At 67.7% G+C, this 20,122-nt stretch carries 21 protein-coding genes; 14 read left to right on the plus strand and 7 right to left on the minus strand.

Features of this window, described 5'->3' with window-relative positions; genetic code table 11:
- Nucleotides 1–3: 3 nt before the first annotated feature.
- Complete coding sequence (locus tag ACFTSF_RS17380; RefSeq protein ID WP_380154701.1) at nt 4–729, plus strand: class I SAM-dependent methyltransferase; 726 nt, start codon at nt 4–6, stop codon at nt 727–729.
- On the opposite strand, the gene ACFTSF_RS17385 is transcribed toward ACFTSF_RS17380, so the two are convergent.
- Entirely contained in the window at nt 716–1,603 is an 888-nt protein-coding gene (locus ACFTSF_RS17385) for an aminoglycoside phosphotransferase family protein (RefSeq protein WP_380154702.1), read from the minus strand. The genes ACFTSF_RS17380 and ACFTSF_RS17385 overlap by 14 nt on opposite strands.
- Nucleotides 1,603–2,253, minus strand: coding sequence for a LysE family translocator (locus ACFTSF_RS17390; protein WP_380154703.1), 651 nt, complete (start codon nt 2,251–2,253; stop codon nt 1,603–1,605). Before ACFTSF_RS17390 ends, ACFTSF_RS17385 begins: the two co-directional genes overlap by 1 nt.
- Nucleotides 2,254–2,339: 86 nt before the next feature.
- Here ACFTSF_RS17390 and ACFTSF_RS17395 point away from each other — a divergent pair, with 86 nt between their 5' ends.
- From ACFTSF_RS17395 to ACFTSF_RS17450, 12 genes are all read left to right on the plus strand, one after another.
- A complete protein-coding gene (locus ACFTSF_RS17395; RefSeq protein WP_344151720.1) occupies nt 2,340–2,516 on the plus strand; it encodes a hypothetical protein in 177 nt (58 codons plus the stop codon).
- A 76-nt stretch (nt 2,517–2,592) separates the two neighbouring features.
- A complete protein-coding gene (locus ACFTSF_RS17400) occupies nt 2,593–2,769 on the plus strand; it encodes a DUF5302 domain-containing protein (RefSeq protein ID WP_165952829.1) in 177 nt (58 codons plus the stop codon).
- An 81-nt stretch (nt 2,770–2,850) separates the two neighbouring features.
- The gene (locus tag ACFTSF_RS17405) at nt 2,851–3,552 is read left to right on the plus strand and encodes a GntR family transcriptional regulator (RefSeq protein WP_344151725.1); all 702 of its coding nucleotides are present in this window, start codon (nt 2,851–2,853) and stop codon (nt 3,550–3,552) included.
- Between the two features lie 96 nt (nt 3,553–3,648).
- Complete coding sequence (locus tag ACFTSF_RS17410) at nt 3,649–4,743, plus strand: TIGR03364 family FAD-dependent oxidoreductase (protein WP_380154704.1); 1,095 nt, start codon at nt 3,649–3,651, stop codon at nt 4,741–4,743.
- On the plus strand, nt 4,740–5,408 hold the full coding sequence (locus ACFTSF_RS17415) for a phosphonatase-like hydrolase (RefSeq protein ID WP_380154705.1): 669 nt from the start codon (nt 4,740–4,742) through the stop codon (nt 5,406–5,408). The genes ACFTSF_RS17410 and ACFTSF_RS17415 overlap by 4 nt, the downstream gene beginning before the upstream one ends.
- 12 nt (nt 5,409–5,420) lie before the next feature.
- The gene (locus tag ACFTSF_RS17420; RefSeq protein ID WP_380154706.1) at nt 5,421–6,449 is read left to right on the plus strand and encodes a 2-aminoethylphosphonate ABC transporter substrate-binding protein; all 1,029 of its coding nucleotides are present in this window, start codon (nt 5,421–5,423) and stop codon (nt 6,447–6,449) included.
- On the plus strand, nt 6,446–7,480 hold the full coding sequence (locus ACFTSF_RS17425; RefSeq protein WP_380154707.1) for an ABC transporter ATP-binding protein: 1,035 nt from the start codon (nt 6,446–6,448) through the stop codon (nt 7,478–7,480). Before ACFTSF_RS17420 ends, ACFTSF_RS17425 begins: the two co-directional genes overlap by 4 nt.
- Nucleotides 7,480–8,295, plus strand: coding sequence for a 2-aminoethylphosphonate ABC transporter permease subunit (locus tag ACFTSF_RS17430; RefSeq protein WP_380154708.1), 816 nt, complete (start codon nt 7,480–7,482; stop codon nt 8,293–8,295). The genes ACFTSF_RS17425 and ACFTSF_RS17430 overlap by 1 nt, the downstream gene beginning before the upstream one ends.
- Complete coding sequence (locus ACFTSF_RS17435; RefSeq protein ID WP_380154709.1) at nt 8,279–9,070, plus strand: ABC transporter permease; 792 nt, start codon at nt 8,279–8,281, stop codon at nt 9,068–9,070. The genes ACFTSF_RS17430 and ACFTSF_RS17435 overlap by 17 nt, the downstream gene beginning before the upstream one ends.
- Before the next feature lie 321 nt (nt 9,071–9,391).
- Nucleotides 9,392–10,573 (plus strand): cytochrome P450, encoded by a 1,182-nt coding sequence (locus ACFTSF_RS17440; RefSeq protein ID WP_380154710.1) that lies wholly within the window; start codon nt 9,392–9,394, stop codon nt 10,571–10,573.
- A 98-nt stretch (nt 10,574–10,671) separates the two neighbouring features.
- Nucleotides 10,672–11,301: a DedA family protein gene (locus ACFTSF_RS17445; protein ID WP_344151755.1), complete on the plus strand. Its 630-nt coding sequence runs from the start codon at nt 10,672–10,674 to the stop codon at nt 11,299–11,301.
- A 90-nt stretch (nt 11,302–11,391) separates the two neighbouring features.
- The gene (locus tag ACFTSF_RS17450) at nt 11,392–12,534 is read left to right on the plus strand and encodes a hypothetical protein (protein WP_380154711.1); all 1,143 of its coding nucleotides are present in this window, start codon (nt 11,392–11,394) and stop codon (nt 12,532–12,534) included.
- On the opposite strand, the gene ACFTSF_RS17455 is transcribed toward ACFTSF_RS17450, so the two are convergent.
- Nucleotides 12,531–13,355 carry an acyltransferase domain-containing protein gene (locus ACFTSF_RS17455; RefSeq protein ID WP_380154712.1) on the minus strand — a complete coding sequence of 275 codons (825 nt, stop codon included), beginning with the start codon at nt 13,353–13,355 and terminating at the stop codon, nt 12,531–12,533. The genes ACFTSF_RS17450 and ACFTSF_RS17455 overlap by 4 nt on opposite strands.
- A 125-nt stretch (nt 13,356–13,480) precedes the next feature.
- Between ACFTSF_RS17455 and ACFTSF_RS17460 the strand changes: the two genes are divergently transcribed.
- Entirely contained in the window at nt 13,481–14,401 is a 921-nt protein-coding gene (locus tag ACFTSF_RS17460; RefSeq protein WP_380154713.1) for a tachylectin-related carbohydrate-binding protein, read from the plus strand.
- A 5-nt stretch (nt 14,402–14,406) separates the two neighbouring features.
- Here ACFTSF_RS17460 and ACFTSF_RS17465 read toward each other — a convergent pair whose 3' ends face one another.
- From ACFTSF_RS17465 to ACFTSF_RS17480, 4 genes are read right to left on the minus strand one after another with little or no spacing between them, the layout of a single operon-like run.
- Entirely contained in the window at nt 14,407–14,694 is a 288-nt protein-coding gene (locus ACFTSF_RS17465; protein WP_344151766.1) for a 4a-hydroxytetrahydrobiopterin dehydratase, read from the minus strand.
- A 10-nt stretch (nt 14,695–14,704) separates the two neighbouring features.
- Nucleotides 14,705–16,099: an MFS transporter gene (locus ACFTSF_RS17470; RefSeq protein WP_380154714.1), complete on the minus strand. Its 1,395-nt coding sequence runs from the start codon at nt 16,097–16,099 to the stop codon at nt 14,705–14,707.
- A 17-nt stretch (nt 16,100–16,116) separates the two neighbouring features.
- Nucleotides 16,117–16,971, minus strand: coding sequence for an alpha/beta hydrolase (locus ACFTSF_RS17475; RefSeq protein WP_380154715.1), 855 nt, complete (start codon nt 16,969–16,971; stop codon nt 16,117–16,119).
- 27 nt (nt 16,972–16,998) lie between these two features.
- The gene (locus tag ACFTSF_RS17480; protein WP_380154716.1) at nt 16,999–18,975 is read right to left on the minus strand and encodes an ABC1 kinase family protein; all 1,977 of its coding nucleotides are present in this window, start codon (nt 18,973–18,975) and stop codon (nt 16,999–17,001) included.
- Nucleotides 18,976–20,122: the final 1,147 nt, after the last annotated feature.

The raw sequence follows: 20,122 nt of genomic DNA on the forward strand, positions 1-20,122 counted from the left end.
GGTATGGCTGACAACTTGTTTGCGGACCCGCGGCTGGCGCCGGTGTACGACGCTTTGGAGCCGGCGACACGTGACGACCTGGAACCGTATGCGGCGATGGTGGTCGAGTTCGGAGCTGAGCGGGTTCTGGATGTTGGCTGTGGGACCGGGGAGCTGGCGTGTTTGCTGGCTGGGCGTGGCGTCGAGGTGATCGGAGTGGATCCGGCGGCGGCGTCGCTGGAGGTTGCTAAAGGCAAGGAATTTGCGGATCGGGTGCGTTGGTTGCATGGCGACGCTACGACGCTGCCGCCGTTGGCTGTCGACCTAGCCGTGATGACGGGGAACGTGGCGCAGGTCTTTCTGACCGAGGAGGAGTGGTCGGCGACGGTGGCCGGAGTTCGAGCGGCGTTGAAGCCGGGCGGGCGGTTCGTCTTCGAGACGCGGGATCCGGCGTACCGGGCCTGGGAGCAGTGGGCGGAGTGGACGCGCGAGACGACGTACCGGGAGGTGCTGCTGCCCAGCGGCGAGACGGTGGGGAACTGGGGTGAGCTGACTCGGGTCGAGCTGCCGTATGTCAGCTTCCGTGGGACGTACGTGTTCAGTTCGGATGGTGCGGTGCTCACTTCGGATTCGACGCTGTGGTTCCGGGAGCGGGATGAGGTATCGCTGGACGGATTCGTGGTCGAGGAAGTGCGCGATGCGCCGGATCGGCCGGGGCGGGAGTTCGTGTTTGTGGCTAGGCGGCAGTGAGTAGGGCGGTCAGGGTGCGGTGGGCGGTTTGGGACATGACGGGGTTGGTCTCGACGTAGTACCAGAGACAGCCGATGGCCTGGGCGAGTGACCAGCCCATGCCGCGCGTCCACTCCGCGTCGTCGCTGCCGAGCGCCGTACGGAACGCTGCTCGCGGTGCCGGGTCGAGCAGGTTCCAGGCGGGCTGGAGGTCCATCGCCGGGTCGGACACGGTGAAGGTGCCCACGTCGATGATCCCGGCCAGCCGGCCGTCGGCGGCGAGCAGGTTGCCGGGCATGAGGTCGCGGTGCGTCCACACGTCGGGCTCGGTACGCGGGGCCTCCCGGAGCGTGGCCCACAACTTGGCCAGCGCGTCGACGTCGATCATCCCGCGACTGCGCTCGAGGCCGTCGGCGACGTCCTCGTCGTGTGAAGTCAGTACGCCGCCGCGCCAGGAACCCGTGAACACGCGGCCCTCGGTCGGTTCGGCGCGGAGGGCGAGCACGAACCGCGCGAGGTCCTCGGCGAACCCGACCGAACCGGCGACATCGGCGTCGTACGCGGTCGTCCCGTCGAGCCACGTGTAGACCGACCAGGGGAGTGGGTAGCCGTCGCCCGGTTCCCCGAGGGCGATCGGCGCGGGAGTCGGGTACGGCGAGATCGCCCGCAACCGCCGAGCCGCCGCCACCTCGTCCACAAGCTCCCGGCGAACCCGCACGGGATCACCAGGCTGAAGCGGAAACCGCGCGACGAAGGAGTCTCCGATCCGGAACAGGGCATTCACTGTGCCGTGGGATGGGACTGCTACGACCTTGAAATCTGTCCACGACGGGAACTGGGTTCGGATCAGGTTCTCGACGAGGGCGGTGGTGATTTCTAGCTGGCCGGCGTGCATTAGGGGGTGGCCAGGGGGCGGGTGCGTTCGGTGACTAGGCGGATGGCGAAGACGGCGAGCGCCGTACCGGTTAGGTAGCGGTGGATTCGCATCCAGGTGGGGCGGCGGGTGAGGAAGACGGCGATCGAGCCGGCGGTGATGATGAAGACTGCGTTCATCGCGACGCCGACCACGAGTTGGGTCATGCCGAGGATCAGGCTCTGCAGGCCGAGGTGACCGCGATCCGGGTCGAGGAACTGCGGCAGCAGGGAGATATAGAGGATCGCGATCTTCGGGTTCAGCAGGCAGGTGAGCAGGCCCATGCCGAACAACTTGCGGGAGCTGTCCGGTTCGAGCTCCTGGGTGGCGAAGACCGAGTTGCCGCCGGGGCGGAGGGCGTTCCAGGCGAGCCAGAGGAGGTAGGCGGCGCCGGCGAACTTCAGTACCACGTAGATCTCCGGGACCAGCGCGAACAGCGTCGCGAGACCGGCGCTTGCCGCCAGCAAGTACACCAGGAATCCGACGCCGACCCCGGCGAGCGAGGTCAGTCCGGCTCGGCGGCCCTGCGCGATCGACCGCGAGATCAGGTAGATCATGTTCGGTCCGGGCATCACCACCAGCCCGAGTTCCACCAGCGCGATTCCGATCAACGCCTCACCACTCACCGGCATACCGGCTCCTCTCCAGTCATCGAGAACCTAACAGCGTCGAGGACCGCGGCACCGGGGATTTTCGCGGGCTGGGATACCTTGCGGGAATGGAGGAGCAGGAGTGTATGCGGTGCGGGAAACCGGTCGAGGGGAGCCGGGAGGACTACGAGCTGTTCGAGCGCATGCACTGGGACTGCTTCCACTTCGCGTACGAGCACGACCTGTACGGCGCGGTCGCCGAGGGGACCGATTGCGGGCAGCCGGGGTGTCCGGCGGGGGTGTGACCGTAATCCGGTCGCTCACAGTGCTCGAACTCGGATAGCGTGTGCCAGTACGCCTGACGGTTTGAAGGAGACGGTTATGAGCGAAAAGGCCAGCAAGCCGGCGGACGATCTGCAGAAGAAGTTCAGGGAAGCGCTGGAGAAGAAGAACGCCAACCACGCGGCACACCCGGGTTCGGGCAACCGCAAGGAAGGCGTCGGCGAAGCCCACAACGACAAGCAGAAGCGCCAGTTCCGGCGCAAGTCCGGCAGCTGAGATCCGCCAACTGTCCATCCATCCGCCTGAGCCCCGGGTTGCCACCCGGGGCTCGACTCTTTTCGCCGGTATTCTCAGCTGGTGAGTGTGCCGCTGCATTACGTGGTCAAGACTCGGCTGATCGAGTTGGTCGAGGAGCTGGGGGAAGGCGCCGGGCTGCCGCCTGAGCGGGTGCTGGCGAAGGACTTCGGGGTGTCGCGGTGGACGATGCGGCAGGCGATCCGGGAGTTGATCGCGGACGGGCGGTTGCGGGCTCGGCAGGGCCAGGGGACGTTCGTGGCGACGCCGAAGATCGTGCAGCCGCTGGCGCTGGTGAGTTACACCGAGGCGTTGCGCGCGCAGGGGCACACGCCGGCGCGTGAGGTGGTCAAGTTCGACGAGATTGCGGCGGACGACGTACTGGCCGGGCAGTTGGGGATTGCGCCCGGGGATCCGGTGTTCGAGTTGGAGCGGGTGCTGTTCGCGGATGAGCAGCCGATCGGGCTCGAGACGACGTACCTGTCCGTCAAGCGTTTCCCGACCCTGCGCGAGGTCCTGGACCCCACGGTTTCGCTCTACCGCTGTCTGACCGATCAGCTCGGTGTGGTCTTCGGCGAGGGCGAGGAGCTGCTCGAGACCGTGATCGCCTCACCGCGCGAGGCCGAGCTGCTGAAGGCGACCCAGCAGTTGCCGATGCTGCTGCTGCACCGCCAGACCCGGGACGCCGACGGCCGGCCCATCGAGGTCGTCCGCTCCCTCTACCGCGGCGACCGCGTCGGCTTCCGCGCCACTCTGCGCCCTTAACGTTCGCTCGCGGTTCACCGGGTGGTTGCCGATGACGCACAGGCTCTTCATTGGTCCGGACCAATCTGGGGTCAGGTCGAGTGATGGGAGATGCCGGTGCGGGTGGTTGTGGTGGGTGGCGGAGTGTTGGGGACGATGCACGCCCGCGAGGCGGTACGACGAGGGCACGACGTACTCCAGATTGAGCGGGAAGCCGACGCGCGCGGCGCGAGTGTGCGGAACTTCGGTCTCGTCTGGGTCAGCGGCCGGGCCGACGGACCGGAGATCGCCGTCGCCCAACGGGCCCGCGACCTGTGGGCGGAGGTCCCCGGGATCAGCTTCCGGCCGCACGGTTCGCTCACGGTCTGCCGGACCGAGGAGGAGCTGGCCGTCGCGAAGGAGGCCGCGGCCCGCCCCGACGCGGTACAGCGCGGCTTTCAGGTGCTGGACGCGGAGCAGACGCGCGAGCGCAACCCCGCGTTGCGCGGTGAGTTGCAGGGTGCGTTGTGGTGTGCGCGCGATGCGATCGTCGAACCCCGTGAGGTGCTGCCCGCACTCCGCCTAGAGCTCGAGAAGTCCGGGCGCTACCAGTTCCTCGGTGGGAGAGAGGTGCGGACCGTCGACAGCGGCGAGATCACCGACGATCACCACGAGACGCACTCCGCCGACCTGGTGTTCCTCTGCACGGGTGCCTGGCACAGCGGCCTGATCCGCGAGCTCACCGACGACCTGCCGGTACGGCGCGTCCGGCTGCAGATGATGCAGACCGAACCCCTCGACGTACCGCTGACCACCGCGGTCGCGGACGCGGACAGCTTCCGCTACTACCCGGCGTACAGCGGACCGTCGGTCGACGCATTGGCGCCGCAGGCAACTATCGCGCAGCAGCACGCGATGCAGCTCCTGATGGTTCAGCGCACACACGGCGGGCTGACCATCGGCGACACCCACGAATACGCGGAGCCGTTCAGCTTCGATGTCCAGTCCGACCCGTACGACTACCTGACGCAGACCGTCGAGGACATCCTCGGCCGTCCGATGCCGAAGATCACCCGGCGCTGGGCCGGCGTCTACTCGCAGGCGACGAGTGACGAGATCGTCGTACGGCGTGAGGTCGCGTCCGGCGTCCATCTCGTCACCGGACCGGGCGGTCGCGGCATGACGATGTCCCCGGCGATCGCCGAGATGAGCTTCGAGGAGATCGACCGATGATTCAGCTGGCAGTACTCGACATGGCCGGTACGACGGTCGCCGACGACGGGCTCGTGGAGCGCGCGTTCACGGCCGCGATCGGTGCCCAGGGCATCGAATTCGGGAGCCCGGACTACGACCGGATGCTGGCCCATGTCCGCGCCACCATGGGCGAGTCGAAGATCACCGTCTTCCGTGCCCTGCTGAACGACGAGGAAGCCGCCCAGCAGGCGAACAAAGCCTTCGAGACCGCGTACGGCGCTCTGGTCGACGAAGGTCATTGCGCCCCGATCGACGGTGCCGAAGACGCGATCCGGCAACTGCGGGACGCGGGGATCAAGGTCTGTCTGACCACCGGGTTCGCCCAGACCACGCAGCAGCGCATCCTGTCCGCCCTCGGCTGGCGCGAGCTGGCCGACCTCACGCTGTGCCCGGCTCAGGCCGGTCGCGGCCGACCGTATCCCGACATGGTCCTGCGGGCCGTGCTGGACCTCAAGGCCGACGCGGTGGCGAACGTCGCCGTGGCCGGCGACACCGCTTATGACATGACGACGGGGATCGCGGCCGGTGCCGGGATCGTCGCCGGCGTCCTCACCGGTGCCCATGGCAAGGATCAGCTCCAGGCCGCGGGTGCGACGCACGTTCTCTCGTCGGTCCGGGACCTCCCGGACCTCCTTCTCGTCTGAAAGCCAGGAACAGTGAAGAAGCTCAAGCCCCTGCTCATCGCCGCACTCCTCATCCCCGTGATCGCCGGTTGCGGTGGCACCGGCGCTGCCTCCACCGGCAGCGACGCGAAGAAGACGGTGACCGTCTACACCGCCGACGGCCTGGCCGATTGGTACAGGACCCGCTTCGAGGCGTTCACCGCAAAGACCGGGATCAAGGTCCAGACCGTCGAGGCCGGATCCGGTGAAGTGGTGTCCCGGCTGGCCAAGGAGAAGTCGAATCCGCAGGCCGATGTCGTCGTGACCCTGCCGCCGTTCATCCAGAAGGCGTCCAAGGACGGCCTGCTGCAGAAGTACGCCGTACCGGGTAGTGAGAACGTGAAGAGTGTGAAGGCGGATGACTATGTCGCCGTCGCGAACAACTACCTGTGCTTCATCGCGAACCAGCAGGCCGGTACGCCGAAGTCGTTCGAGGAGCTGCTGGATCCGAAGTTCAAGGGGAAGCTGCAGTACTCGACGCCGGGTCAGGCGGGCGACGGAACCGCCGTACTGCTGCTGCTCCAGCATCTGATGGGTAAGCAGGGCGCGCTGGACTACCTGCGCAAGCTGGAGGCGAACAACGTCGGCCCGTCGGCGTCGACCGGCAAGCTGCAGCCGAAGGTGAGCAAGGGCGAGATCTTGGTTGCCAACGGCGACGTTCAGATGAACCTGGCGTCGATCTCTGTCGACAAATCTGCTTTCGGCATCTTCTTCCCCGCCGGCTCAGACGGCAAGAAGGTCACGATCGCCCTGCCGTACGTGATGGGCCTGGCGACCGGTGCGCCGAACTCCGACGGTGGCAAGCAGCTGATGGACTTCCTGCTGACCACGGAATCCCAGCAGACACTGGCGAGTGACGCCTTCGGTCTGCCGGCCCGGGACGATGTGAAGCCGACCGATGCGAACTTCCAGGCTGTGCAGAAGTCGATGGCCGGTGTCGAGGCATGGTCGCCGGACTGGAGCGCCGTACTGGCTGACCTCGATGCCGATGTTGCCGCGTACAACAAGGCGATCCAGGGATGACTGTCCAGCTCGACGACGTCTCGGTGCACTTCGGCCGGACGTGTGCGCTGGAGGGACTGAGCCTGACGGTCGCGGCCGGTGAGACGGTCGCGCTGCTCGGACCGTCGGGCTCGGGGAAGTCGACCGCGCTGAAGGCCGTGGCCGGGTTCGTCCGGCCGAGCAGCGGGCGGATTCGGCTTGCCGGTCAGGACGTCACCGATCTCCCGCCGGCCAAGCGGGGGATCGGGGTGGTCGTCCAGCAGTACGCGCTGTTCCCACACTTAAGAGTTGCGGACAACGTCGCGTTCGGGCTGCGGGCGGCGCGGAAGCCGAAGGCCGAGGTGACCCGGCGGGTGGCCGAGATGCTCGCGATGGTCGGCATGACGTCGTACGCGAAGAGGTTCCCGCGCGAGCTGTCCGGTGGGCAGCAACAGCGAGTCGCGATCGCGCGGGCGTTGGCGATCCAGCCGAAGGTGCTGCTGCTCGACGAACCGCTGGCCGCGCTGGATGCGCAGTTGCGCGCCGACATGCTCGGTGAACTGCAGAAGCTCCGGCGCGAGGTGCCGGACGTGGCGATCATCTACGTGACGCATGACCAGTCCGAGGCGCTCGCGCTCGCGGATCGGATCGCGGTGATGCGCGATGCGCGTTTGGTCGATATCGCCCCGTCCGCCGAGCTCTATGCGACTCCGCCGTCGGCGTTCACGGCCTCGTTCCTTGGCGGCGCGAATCTGCTGCCGGTCGAGAGCGTTGGCGAGGACGTCAAGGTGGCCGGTCATGTGTTGCCGGGCGTGCGGTCGACGCCGGGTAAGGAGCTGCTCTGCATCCGCCCGCATGCGATCCGGCTCGGCTCCGACGGCGTTCCGGTGAGGGTGATCGCGACGCAGTGGCGTGGCGCGTCCAACCAGCTGACGTGCACGGTCGACGGCCTCCCGGATGTGTCGGTGCGGATCGATCTTCCGGCGGATCGTCAGGTACCGGCGCTCGGCGCGCAGGTGTCGATGGTGCTCCCGGCCGAGGCCTGCAGCCTGGTTCCCGCGGAGCGCCGCTGATGGCCGTCGGAGTGCTCGGTACGGCGGTTGCTGTCAGCAACCAACCTCGTAGTGAGCGTCGGTCGTGGTGGCTGATCCCGCCGCTGCTGCTGATCGCGGTGCTGGTCGTCTATCCGTTGGTACTGGTCGCGGTCGAGTCGGCGCCAGCCTGGGGTGACGTGCTCGGGTCGGTCGAGTTTCGCGAGGCGTTGATCCGGACCGTGCAGGTCGCGGTCTGTTCGACGATCGGTTGCCTGCTGGTCGGGACGTTCCTCGCCGTGGTGATCAGCTTCGTCCCGTTCCCCGGTGCGCGGGTGGTCGCCAGTCTCGTGGACACGATGCTCGCGCTGCCGTCGTTCCTGGTCGCGCTGTCCTTCACCTTCATCTACGGTACGGCGGGGATCCTGCGCACCGGTGGATTCCTCACGACGCCCTGGGCTGTCGTGCTGGCCGAGATCACCTTCTACACGCCGTTCGTGATGCGGCCGCTGCTGGCCGCGATGAGCCGGTTACCGCGCGCCCAGCTGGATGTCGCCGCGAGCCTTGGCGCCGGGCCGTGGCGAGTCCTGCGGCAGGTCGTGCTGCCCGAGGTTCGCCCGGCGATGATCGCGGGCGGCAGTCTCACGTTGCTGCTCACGCTGAACGAGTTCGGCATCGTGCTGTTCCTCGGCGCGAAAGGCACGACCACGTTGCCGATGCTCGTCCACACCAAGGGCATCGTGATGTTCGGCTACCCGGCCGCGTGCGCGATCGCCGTCGTACAGATCGTGTTGTCGCTCGGCCTGTATGCGTTGCTGCGGAAGGCTCTGGGAGGTCGTCGTGCTCGTCTGGACTAGGCCTGGAAAGGCCGTCACCTGGATCGCGTTCGCGGTGGTGTTCGGCGTACTCGTGCTGGCGCCGTTCGTGGTGGTGATCGCGGCCGCGTTCGCCGGCTCTTGGAACGGCGTGCTGCCGTCGAACCCGACCACCGGGCACCTGCAGGAGGCGTTGTCCGGTGACGAGCTCGCGTCGTTGTCGGTCAGTCTGCAGACCGCCTTCCTCGGCGGATTGCTCGCCGTGGTCGTCGGCACGTGGGGTGCGCTCGCGGCCCACGGCAGCCGCTGGGTGCGAGTCGCGGATGCCCTGCATCACCTGCCGATCGCCGTACCGTCGGTCGTCGTCGGCCTCGGCCTGCTCGTCGCCTTCTCCCGGCCACCGATCCTGCTCAACGGCACCAAGTGGATCGTGGTGATCGCCCACCTCGTCCTGATGGTCGCCTTCAGCTACGGAACTGTCGCCGCCGCCCTCCAACGCGTGGACCCCTCGTACGCCGACGTCGCCGCGTCCCTCGGCGCCTCCCCGGCCCGAGTCCTCTGGCAAGTACGACTCCCCATGCTCCGCCCCGCCATCGCCTCGGCCGCCGGTCTCTCGGTAGCGCTCTCGATGGGCGAGGTCGGCGCCACGATCATGGTCTACCCAGCCTCCTGGCGAACCGTCCCCGTCAGCATCTTCGCCCTCTCCGACCGCGGCCAGACCTTCACCGCCGCCGCCGAAGCCCTCGTGCTGCTGACCGCCACCGTCCTGGTCGTCTTCACCCTCGATCGCCTGCGGGGTCGCGCAATAGAGCACTAACCCACCTTGAGCACGCATCAACCACCGGAGCGCCCCCGAAACCGTCAACCCGTGCCCAAGGTCGTCGCGCGCCCCCACCTTGAGCACGCCTCGACCACGGAGGCGCCGATGGGATGGTCGATCCGTGCCCAAGGTCGCCTTGAGCACGGTTCGACCAAATCGGTGGGGTGGGGATGGTTGGTGGGTGCACAAAGTCGTTGTTCGTGGGGGCTTTGAGCACGGCTCGACCATGTGGGTGGGGCGGGGGTGGTTGGTGGGTGCTCAAGGTGAGGCGACACTCGGTGGGGGATTGGTGGTTGGGGTGACACGTAGGCTTTTGGGGTGACGCAGCCTTTTCTTCTGCCCAAGGGAACTGCCCGCCAGCAAGGGTTCGCCGAGCTTGCCGATCAGGGGCCGATCACTCGCCTGACACTGTTCACCGGCGTACCGGTGGTGCTCGTGACCGGGTACGCCGAGACGCGGGCGCTGCTCGCGCATCCGGATGTGGTGCGGTCGGCGATGGAGGGTCCGCACCGGGACTTCGTGTCCGCGGAGCTGGTGCGTGCGACCGAGAGTCACATGCTGCTGGCGAACCCGCCGGACCACACGCGGCTGCGCAAGCTCGTCACCTCCGCGTTCACCCGGCGTCGGGTCGAGGCGCTCGAGCCGCGGATCCGGGAGATCGCGGCTGAGTTGCTCGACGAGATCGCGGCCACCGGTGACGGTGCGGATCTCGTGCAGATGTTCAGCTACCCGCTGCCGATCACCGTGATCTGCGAGCTGGTGGGGATTCCGGTCGAGCACCGGGAAGCGTTCCGCAGTTGGTCGACGATCGCGGCGAACGCGAATCTGCGCAGCCCGGACGAGTACATCGACGTCAATGTCCGGACGGTCGCCCTGATCCGGGAGCTGATCGAGGTGAAGCGCAAAGAGCCGGCCGACGACCTCCTGTCGGCGTTGATCGCGGTCCGGGAGGACGGCGACCGGCTGAGCGAGGACGAGCTGACCTCGATGATCTTCCTGCTGATGTCGGCCGGTCACGAGACGACCTCGAACCTGATCAGCAACGGCACCTACGCGCTCCTCCAGCACCCCGACCAGCTCGCGCTACTCCGTGCCGAGCCTGAGCGGCTGCCGGCCGCCGTCGAGGAGCTCCTGCGGTACGACGGTCCGCTCCAGGTCACCGTCCCTTACGTGACGCGGGCGCCGATCGACCTCGCCGGTGAGCGGATCGAGGCCGGCGAGGTCCTCGTGTTCGCGTTGCTGCCGGCCAACCGCGATCCGCGCAAGGTCGATCGCCCGGCGGAGCTGGACATCACTCGCCCGGACACCGGTCACCTGGCCTTCGCGCACGGAATTCACCACTGCCTGGGCGCTCCGCTGGCCAGACTCGAGGCCCGCGTCGCGTTCGACGTACTGTTCGAACGCTTCCCGAATCTCCGCCTGGCCGAGCCGGACGTGGAGCCGGACCGGCCGCCGGGCTTCCTGCTGAACGGGATCCACGCACTGCCTGTTCTGCTGTGACCACCGACAGTGTCCGGGGTTGAACAACATATGAACCACCGCTGAATCACAGCGGTGGGATTGTGAGTCCCTTGGCCGGACCTGGCATCCTGGGCCGGGTGACGGAGATCCTGGACCTTGCCCGAGAGTTGTTGGGCTTGGCCATGGCCTCGCATTGGCTGCTGCTGGTCCTCTTCCTGGCCGCTGCGGTCGACGCCGTCTTCCCGATCATCCCGAGTGAGGGCATGGTCGTCACCGCGGGCATGGCCGCGGCCGCCGGTCACCAGAACCTGCTGCTCGTCATCGTGGTCGCGATGGTCGGATCCGTCATCGGTGAGACGGCCTGCTACTTCATGGGCCGCGGTTCCGGCCCTCGACTGCACCGCTGGATGAAGCGCCAGGAGCGACGGCAACGGCTGTACGACAAGGTCTCCCGAGCGTTGCATTCGCGCGGCGGCCTGATCCTGGTGACGGTGCGCTACATCCCCGGCGCCCGGATGGTCGCGACGCTGACCGCAGGCGCGACCCGGTACTCGTTCAAGAAGTTCGTCATCTTCACCTTCGCGGGCGTGACGATCGCCTACACGTACGTCGCTCTGATCGGCTACCTCGGCGGTGACGCGTTCGAGCACGACTCGCTCAAGGCGCTCGGCTTCAGTCTCGGGATGGCCTTCGTGATCGGCTTCGTGATCGAGACCTCGCGCCGGATCGCGAACCGGCGCCGCGCGGCGAAGATCACAGCGGTCTAACGATCCCCGGCCGGGTTTCCGTGTAGTTGCGTGTCCCGGGCCAACCTCCGACGTACTCCGTGCGTCAGTAGAGGCGTGGTGAGGCCTGGGGTGCACCTCCTTGCCGCCGCGGTGGTTGTCGCGGCGGTGCTGGTCGGATGTGCCGACATCGAGCCCGGCACGCAGCCGAACGGCCAACCGTCGGTAGAGCCCAGTACGCCGACCGCGACGCCCACCCCGACCCCCACGCCTAGCAGCACCCCGAAGCCGACCGGGCCGCAGGGAGTGGCCGCGGCCCCGGTGACCCGGAACTTCCCGGCCCGGCTCGCCAACGGCAAGCCGCCGCTGTTCGTGGTCATCTCGTTCGACGGTGCCGGTGATCTCGCGCTCTGGCACCACTGGCGGACCGTGGCCCACCAGGTCGACGCCCGAATGACGTTCTTCCTGTCGGGCCCCTACCTGTACCCGGCCGACCACCGCACCGACTACAAGCCGCCGTTCAAACGCCCCGGTGCCTCCGACATCGGCTGGAGTACGCCGGCCAGCGTGCTGGCGCGGACGACGATCCTGCACGACGCGATCGCCGAAGGCCACGAGATCGGTACCCACGTGAACGGTCACTTCTGTGGTCTGAAGGGTGTCGGCGAGTGGACCACCGCGCAGTGGACCGCCGAACTGAACGCCTTCGACCAGATGGTTCGCACCGGCCCCGGACTCGCGGCCGGCAAAACAGTCGCACCGCCATTCGACCCGGCTACGGTCAAGGGGATGCGAACCCCGTGCCTGGAGGGCAACAGAGCGGCGTACCGGCGGGCGATGGGCTATCGCGGCATGGTGTACGACGCCTCTGCGACCGGGTATCTGCGGTGGCCGAAGAAGGTCGACGGGCTGTGGGACTTCCCGCTGCAGGACGTCAGGCTCGCGGGGACGACCAAGAACACGCTGACGATGGATTACAACCTCTGGTACGCGCAGACCAAGGCCAAGAAGGCACCGGTTGCGCAGGTGCCGCAACTACGCGCACAGGTACTGGCGACGTACCGGCAGCAGCTTGCGCGGTCGCGGGCGAAGGGCAACCCGCCGCTGTTCCTCGGTAACCACTTCAACCGCTGGAACAACAGCGTCTACTCCGACGCGCTGACGGCGTTCGTCAAGGAGACCTGCAAGCAGCCCGACGTACGGTGCGTGAGCAACATCGAGCTGGCCGGCTGGCTCGCCAAGTACGCCGGTGTGCCGAGCGGGCGCCGTAGCTAGAACTCGGTGTAGCCGCTCGCGTTCTGCCAGGTGCCGCCCTGTTTGATCCGACCGACGACGAGCCGCTGCAGGCTGGTGTCCTGCGGGAACTCGTCCAAGCGGCCGAGGTCGTGGCTGCGGAACGTGAAGAAGATCGCGCTGTCCTGGCTGTCGACAGGAGTTCCGTACGGCGTGAACCGTCGGCCGAAGCGGACCATATTCGACTCAGGTGGAAGGTTGTCGAGCAGGTAAGGGTCGAGCAGCCACGAGTGCAGAGTCATGGTCTTGATCGGGTACTCCGGGAAGTACCGCGGGAAGAAGTCGCGGGCCTGCGCGAAACTCGCGTCGACGAGCTCGGGCGGGAGCGGACCGGACTCAGGGATGTGGACGCCGACGACCCAGTCGCCCGGCTCGGTTCCGGGTACCGGCTTGTCCTCGGTGACTTGGTAGAGCATGTACTGCAACCGGCCGAGTGCGTAGATCTGCCCGGCCCAGTGGATCGTCATCCACCAGTGCGTGGCCAGGCCGTACTCACCGTGCGTTCGCCGGCTGACCTGCAGTTGCTGACCGAGATCAGCGAGTGTCGCCCAGCTGATGTCGTCCGGGATCCCGCGCTCGGCGTGGTACTTCCGGATCTCCGGGATGGTCTCCAGCAACGCCGCGACGGTGTTGCGCGTGTCCTCCGGCATCCGGAGCTGCGGTTCCGTCCCCTGCAGGCCGACCCCGGCCCGCAACTGGGTGACGAGGTCCGCGACCGCGGCCGGATCCGCGACGAATTTCTCGGCGTCCTGCCGGTCCTCGTCGGAGAAACCCAGCAGCCGGTACTCGTCAGCAGTCGTCACTCGGCAACGGTATCCGATCCACAACTGGCCACCGACTTACCGGACAGCCTTTGGACACGGTGGAAAGGGTTCCGGGCGGCGTGGACTCGGCGGATGATGATCGAAATCCGAGATTTGGAGGCGAAATGTCGAAGATACCGATCTCCCGGCGGCAGTTCGGAGCACTGGCAGCCGGTACGGCGCTCACCGCTGCTGGGCTCGTCAACGCCACGTCCGCAATCGCGGCAGGGGGCGCGACCGCCGCCGTACCGGGGCCCGACGCGAGGGTCGCTACCGCGTTCGAGGCGGCTGGCGACAGCGGCGGGTTGAGCGGCTTCGGCGCTCTGTACGGCTTGCGCGACACCGGTGAGCTGACCTGGAACAAGTTCGACATCCTGCGCGCCGACGGCAGCACCGTGTGGTCGGCACCCAAGGTCATCGCCACCGGTTGGACCGACCTGGTCCACCTCTTCGCCGACAACATCGCGATCTACACGATCGACGCCTCCGGCGCACTGCGCTGGCACTCCTACTCCGCCCCAAGCACCGGCGACGGCCAATGGGCCGCAGGGTCGGGAGCCGTCATCGGCTCGGGCTGGCAGACGATGACCAAGGTCGCCTACGCAGGCAGCGGGATCTTCTTCGCGGTCGACGACGCCGGGAATCTGCGGTGGTACCGCCACACCGATCCGTCCGGCGGCGCGGCATCGTGGGCCGACGGATCCGGCCGGATCATCGACGACGGCTGGAGCGACCTGCACGCCTTGGCCGCCGCCGGCGGAATCATCTACGCGGCTGCCCCATCAGGCGTGCTGCGTTGGTACCAGTACACCGACACCTGGAGCGGGCAAGGCAGCTTCCACCCGAACTCCGGCAGCGTCATTGATGACGGGGGATGGCAGCTCGCTACATCGCTCCGCGCCGGCTTCACCAGCCCCTGGGCGACCCTCCGCACACTCGACGCCGGCTCAACACTCCGCTGGTTCCGGCACCTCGACCCGCTCGAGGGCGGCAGCAGTTGGGATCCGCGTTCGGGAGCCGTCGCGGCTGAATCCTGGCCCCGCTGACGGATCTATTCGGCCGCGGTGTCGATGTGGTGCGCGAGGACGAGGTCGTCCTCGGTGATACCGCCGGCATCGTGGCTGGTGACGCGGAAGGTGATCTTCTTGTAGCGGATGTCGATGTCCGGGTGGTGTCCGGTGGCCTCGGCCAGTTGCGCGACGGTGGCGACCAGGCGGATGCCGTCCAGGAAGGTGTCCCGCTCGACGGTCCGCACCAGCGTCTTGTCCACGGCCTTCCACAGCGGGATCAGGTCGCGGAGCGCGAGATCGATCTGGTCGTCCGTCAGCAGCTCAGCCATGTCCGTCACTCTAGACCTTCTTGCGCACCCGCCCGGCACAGAGGAGCGCGAGAGCAGTCAGTACGGCGCCTGAGCTGGTGATCACGCCGAAGACCCAGGGTCGTGGGTCGGCGGCGTTGAGTGCCAGCAAGGTGCCGGTGACGGAGACTGCGGTCGCGATGCTCATCACCGAAGCCATCTGGGCGGCACTCGCGTTGCGGCCGGAGTTCCCGGCGTCGGACAGGTCGAGCATCAGTACCGAGAGACTCGACGAGCTGAGGCCCATACCGATCCCCGCGATCGCCCAGCCGGTCAGTCCGAACCAGACGGTCGCGTCGGTCCAGGCCAGCAACGAAGTGATCGCGATTCCGACGGTCATCAGCGCGAGACCAGTCCGCAGTACGGTGACGCGTTGGAAGCTGTGCTCGCGTCCCTGCAGCCACGAGCCCAGCGCCCAGAACACCCCGGTGACCGACAAGCTCACGCCGGCCCGCGCCGGGCTGAAGTGGTGTTGCAGGGTGAGCAGCAGCGGCAGGTAGACACCGACGCCGGTGAAGCCGGCACCGACGAGCCCGCGCATCGCGACCACCGCCGGGAATCCACGCTCGGCAACGAACGCCCCACGCGGCATCACCCGGACAGCTGCAACCGCCAGTACGACGAGCGCGACGGCGATCACCGTGCCGCCGATGACGCGATGGTCGCCGAGGTGGTCACCGGTCAGCGTCAACGTGAACAGCGCGACCGAGATCGCGGCCGCCCACGGCAACGCCGTACGCCAGGCAGCCAGTTCTGCGACGTGCTCGGCCGTGCGCTCGGGCTCGGGGCTGTTCTGCGACTGCCGGATCGCGGGCTGCAGTAGCAACCAGGTCGGGATCAGCAGGACGACGGCACCCAGGAACACCCATCGCCAACCGAACTGCTCGGTGATCACTCCGGTCAGCAGAGGCCCGAAGATCGACGGCAGCACCCACATCGCCGAGATCAGCGACATCATCCGCGGCCGCAGTGCGGCGGGCAGTGTGCGGGCGACCAGAACGAGCAGCGAGACATCGAGCAGACCTTCCGCGATCCCGCTCAGTACCCGGCCGGCGATCACCATCGGCATCGCCACCGCGAACCCGATCAGCAACTGGGCCAGCCCGAACACGATCGCCCCGAGCCGCAGTGTCCGGGTCGGTCCGTGCCGATCCGACCAGAGCCCGGCGACCGCGAGGGCGAACACGAAACTCGCGTTCGGAGCCGCGTTGGCCACGCCGAAACTGCCGAGCGCGTCGAATTCGCGCACCATCGTCGGCAACGCCGTACCGACTGCGCGGTTTTCCAGGGCGCTCAGGGTGACCAGGCCGATCACCCCGAGCGCGAGCGGCAGGTGGGGGCCGCTCAGCAGTTTCGGGGCGGGGGTCGTCGTCGCGGCGTCGGTCATCCCGTCATCCTGGGAGTTCAAGCGGACTTGAGGTCAACTCCGGCCAGGATGTCCGCGATCCGGTCCGGCTGGTGGATCCAGCCGACATGGCTCGCGTCGAGCGACTGTACGGCGTACTGGTTGTCCGGGGTGAGTTCGTTGCCCTCGCGGATCAGCCGGTCCTGCAGGGCGATCGGGAGCGAGCGATCCGCGGTGAGCCGGACGAACGTGCGTGGGACCGTGCCCCAGGTCGCAGCCTCGGCGCGAGCGTCGCCCATCATCACCTGCAGCGACTCGTCCGGCTGCAGAATGTTGAGCAGGGCAAGGAACTGCGCGTCGGTCGCCTCGGCCATGGTGGCTGCCTTCAGCGCTTCGAGGAGCGCCTTATCGGCCGTGCGGTAGTTGGCCCGGCCGGCGCCGACTATGGCGGGATCGCCGACCGACAAGCCGGCCACGGTCGGGATGAGGCTCTCGGCGAACTCCGGTTCGCCCATGTACTCGATCGGGTTCGGCTTCGACACCGGGGCCCAGGCGGAGATGTACACGAGGTGGCTGACGAGCTCCGGTGCCTGGTTGGCCAAGGCGGTGATCGTGACACCGCCGAGGCTGGCGCCGACCAGAATGACCGGTCCGTTTGTGGCCAAGCGTCGTACCGCGGGGAGCAGGCTGTCGACGTTGTCCTGCAGGGTGACCGTGGCGAGCGTGGATGGTTCGGTCGCCCAGGCGTCCAGGTCCTGCGGGGCTTGGTAGGCGGCCGGGTACTGCGCGTCGAGGCCGTGGCCGGGGAGATCGGCCGCGTACGACGGGAGTCCGCGGAGCGCGAGTTCGCGCTGGACCGACGTCCAGAGGAACGAGTTGCTGCCCGAACCGTGGACGAGGACGTAGGTAGCCATGGCGGTTATTTTGGCACAGCTGAACTTTTACCGCACACCTGTTTTCTCGGGGATGCGGAAGATGAGGACGAGGACCCGGAGCACCAGGACCGCGCAGATCACCAGGAGGTTGTAGGCGAACAGTTGGTAGAGGGTGATGCTTGCGCTGACCCGCGGGCCGCCGTCGATGCCGAGGAGGAGCACGGCCATCAGGCCGGCGGTTGCGCCGAGGACGGCGAGCAGGACCTGATGCAACAGGCCGGTCAGGTGCTGGCGGTCGCGTTCGTCGGCGAGCAGGCGGACGTTCAGGCCGAGTCGGCCGCTCTCGGCCGCGGCGGCGATCCGGTCGATGCGTCGTGGGAGACGACGCAGCATTGGCAGGATCGAGGCCAGCTCCTCGGTCGCCGTACGGCGAAGTGCCTCCGGGGTCAGCCGGTCGGTGACGTGTGCGGAGGCGAACTGTCGCGAGGCCCCGACCAGATCGAACCCGGGGGAGATCCGGCTGATCGTGCCCTCGATCGTGGCCAGCGCCCGGAACACCGCCGCGACCTCAGGCGGAACCCCGAGTTCGTGTGACGTGATGATCTTGAAGAGGTCGTTGAACATCGCCGGACCGATCGACACCGCACCGGTCAGATGCCGCGTCATGAACTGCCCGACTGCGCGCTCCAGACCGCGTTCGTCGATGACATCGGGGCGATCGACGATCTCGAGCAGCGCGTCGGTGGCGCCGACCGGGTCCCCGTGGTCGATGGCGAGCAGGAACCGCTGCAGCGCCTCGCGAGTCGCCGGGTCGAGCCGGCCGACCGAACCGAGGTCGAGCATCCCGATGCGGCCGTCCGCGAGCAACAGGAAGTTGCCGGGGTGCGGGTCGGCGTGGAAGACCCCGTCGATCGCGACCTGGCCGAGCAGACAGTCGAACAGACTGCGGCCGAGCTGAACGGCGTCCAGACCGCGTTCGGCGATCGTCGGTGCGGCGTTGCCGAGACCGACCCCGTCCAGCCGTTGCATGGTGAGGACACGCTGGGTCGACAGGCGCTGATGGAGTGTTGGCACCACGATGTCGTTGCTGGCAGCAACTGATCGACCTGCCGCGACCGACGCCATGTTGTTCGCTTCGACGGTGAAGTCGAGCTCCTCCCGCATCGCCTCCGCGAACCCGTCCGCCAGTGCCCGGACGCCCATCGAGCGACCCCAGTCCGTGTTCCGCTCCAGCAGCCGCGCGAGCCGCCGTACGATATCGAGATCGCGGTCGACGACACTCGCGATACCGGGGCGCTGGACCTTCACCACGACCCGCTCGCTATTCAGGCTTGCCGCATAGACCTGGGCGACGCTGGCCGCGGCGAGCGGTTCGATGACAAAGTCGTCGTACACCTGGTTCGGCGGCGCACCGAGCTCCTCCGTCAACACCTGCTCAATCTCCGCCCACGGAGCCGGCGACACCTGATCCTGCAGGCGACTCAACTCGTTGGCGACCGAGAGCGGGATGATGTCGCTCCGCGTCGACAACACCTGCCCGAGCTTCACGAACGTAACCCCGGCATCGTCGAGCGCCAGTCTTAGCGACCGCGCCAACTCCGCCTGTCCTGCTGCGTTCTCCCGGCTGGGGCGTCGGCGGCCGCGCAGATACGGTCCCAGTCCGTGCTTGATCGCGATTCGCAAAATCTGCAGATACCGGCGCGTCCGCGCGATCCGCCCCGCCACATCCCGCCGCAGATCCCGGGCCCGCGGCAACGACCCCGTCGGTACCAACGCCTCCGCCAGCACCAGAAACACCAGCCCACACAACGTCGCACACAACGTCGTCAACCCCACGAACGCCAAAGCCGCCGCACTAGACCCTTTGAACGGCGGCGGCCCCACCAACGCATTGGCAAGAGGACTGAACGTCGACAACGTCAAAGCCGCCGCCAACCCCAACCGCACCAGCCCGAACCGCACCCCCAACAACCGCTGCGCCACCGGAATGAAAATCACCATGAACACAACCAGGCTGAACAACCCAGCGATCGCAACATCCATATCCGAACCCTAGGCCGTCCACCCCGCACCCCGATTCACCCACACGGGTGACCCCATCCCGGGCCGGCCCCTTGTGCACCACCGCGCCTTCGTGCGCTGCCGCGCACGGTATGCGGGCTCATCGCCCGCGTCCCCGCGCCTCCGGCTCGATCGCTCCGCTCCCTCCCCGCGCTCTCCCACCCACCCGTCGTGCGCGCTCATCGCGCGGCGAGTGCTCCGGGGCGAGCGCGGATCGGGCGCCGTGCCTGTGGTGATGGGGAGTGAGGTTTCTGCGCGCTGCCGCGCGTGCTGGGGTTATCGCCCATGCGTGCGGGCTTGTCGCCCATGCGTGCCAGCTTGTCGCTCACGTGTTCGCCGCCGCGCCCGCGCCCCTCGTCGGTTGTCCGGTCGCGACACCTCCTCACGGCTGAGGGCGGACCGCCCCCACTCACTAACCCCTCACGTCCTCATCCGCCCACGCTCACCCACCACCCGAAATCACCCCTCCCAGACACTTGATGAGTGGCAGCGGTCCGCCCGCCACCCAAACCCCACCCCGCCGACACCTCATGCGCGTTAACGCGCGGTCGACCCGTTCCGGCGCGCACGGGGTGGCGGGAGAGTTGTCCTGCGGGCGGATCTGTTTGGCGGCGCGCTTCGCAGCAGGTTTGAAGAGTCCGGCGATCCCGCGTACTTGTTAGACTTGCAAGCCAAGACCCCGGAACGGTCCCTGGTAGCTCCTCGGAGCAGGCCAAACCGCCGGGGTTCTGCTCTGTGAGTCCGACTTCCAATTCGGCGCAGCCTGCCTCCGAACTGTCGGGAGGAACGCGAACCTACGGGCCACAACAATTGCCTGCTGTGTCGGTCTCCACGCCTGAGCCCAGGCCACAAGCGCAGTTGTGGAGTGCTGCAGGTCCGCCGTCCGCGCGGGAGTGGACCGACAACATTCAGGCGGCAGGCGAGCAGGCGGACTTGTGGGTGGAACGTCGGTAAGGACACGTAGTGTGTGCTTCTGCCTGGGCAGGTCACGCTTGGCGGGTCGACCGGGAGGGCCTCGAAGTCGACTACTACGTGTCGTTGCCGACGGCAGACCCCGCGACAACCGCCGGCCCGCAACGACGGCCGACCACGCGACAACCTCCGGCCGGTCGATGTCCGCCGCGCCCGC

This window comes from Kribbella sp. NPDC056951, from assembly GCF_042674205.1.
Lineage (GTDB): Bacteria > Actinomycetota > Actinomycetes > Propionibacteriales > Kribbellaceae > Kribbella > Kribbella yunnanensis.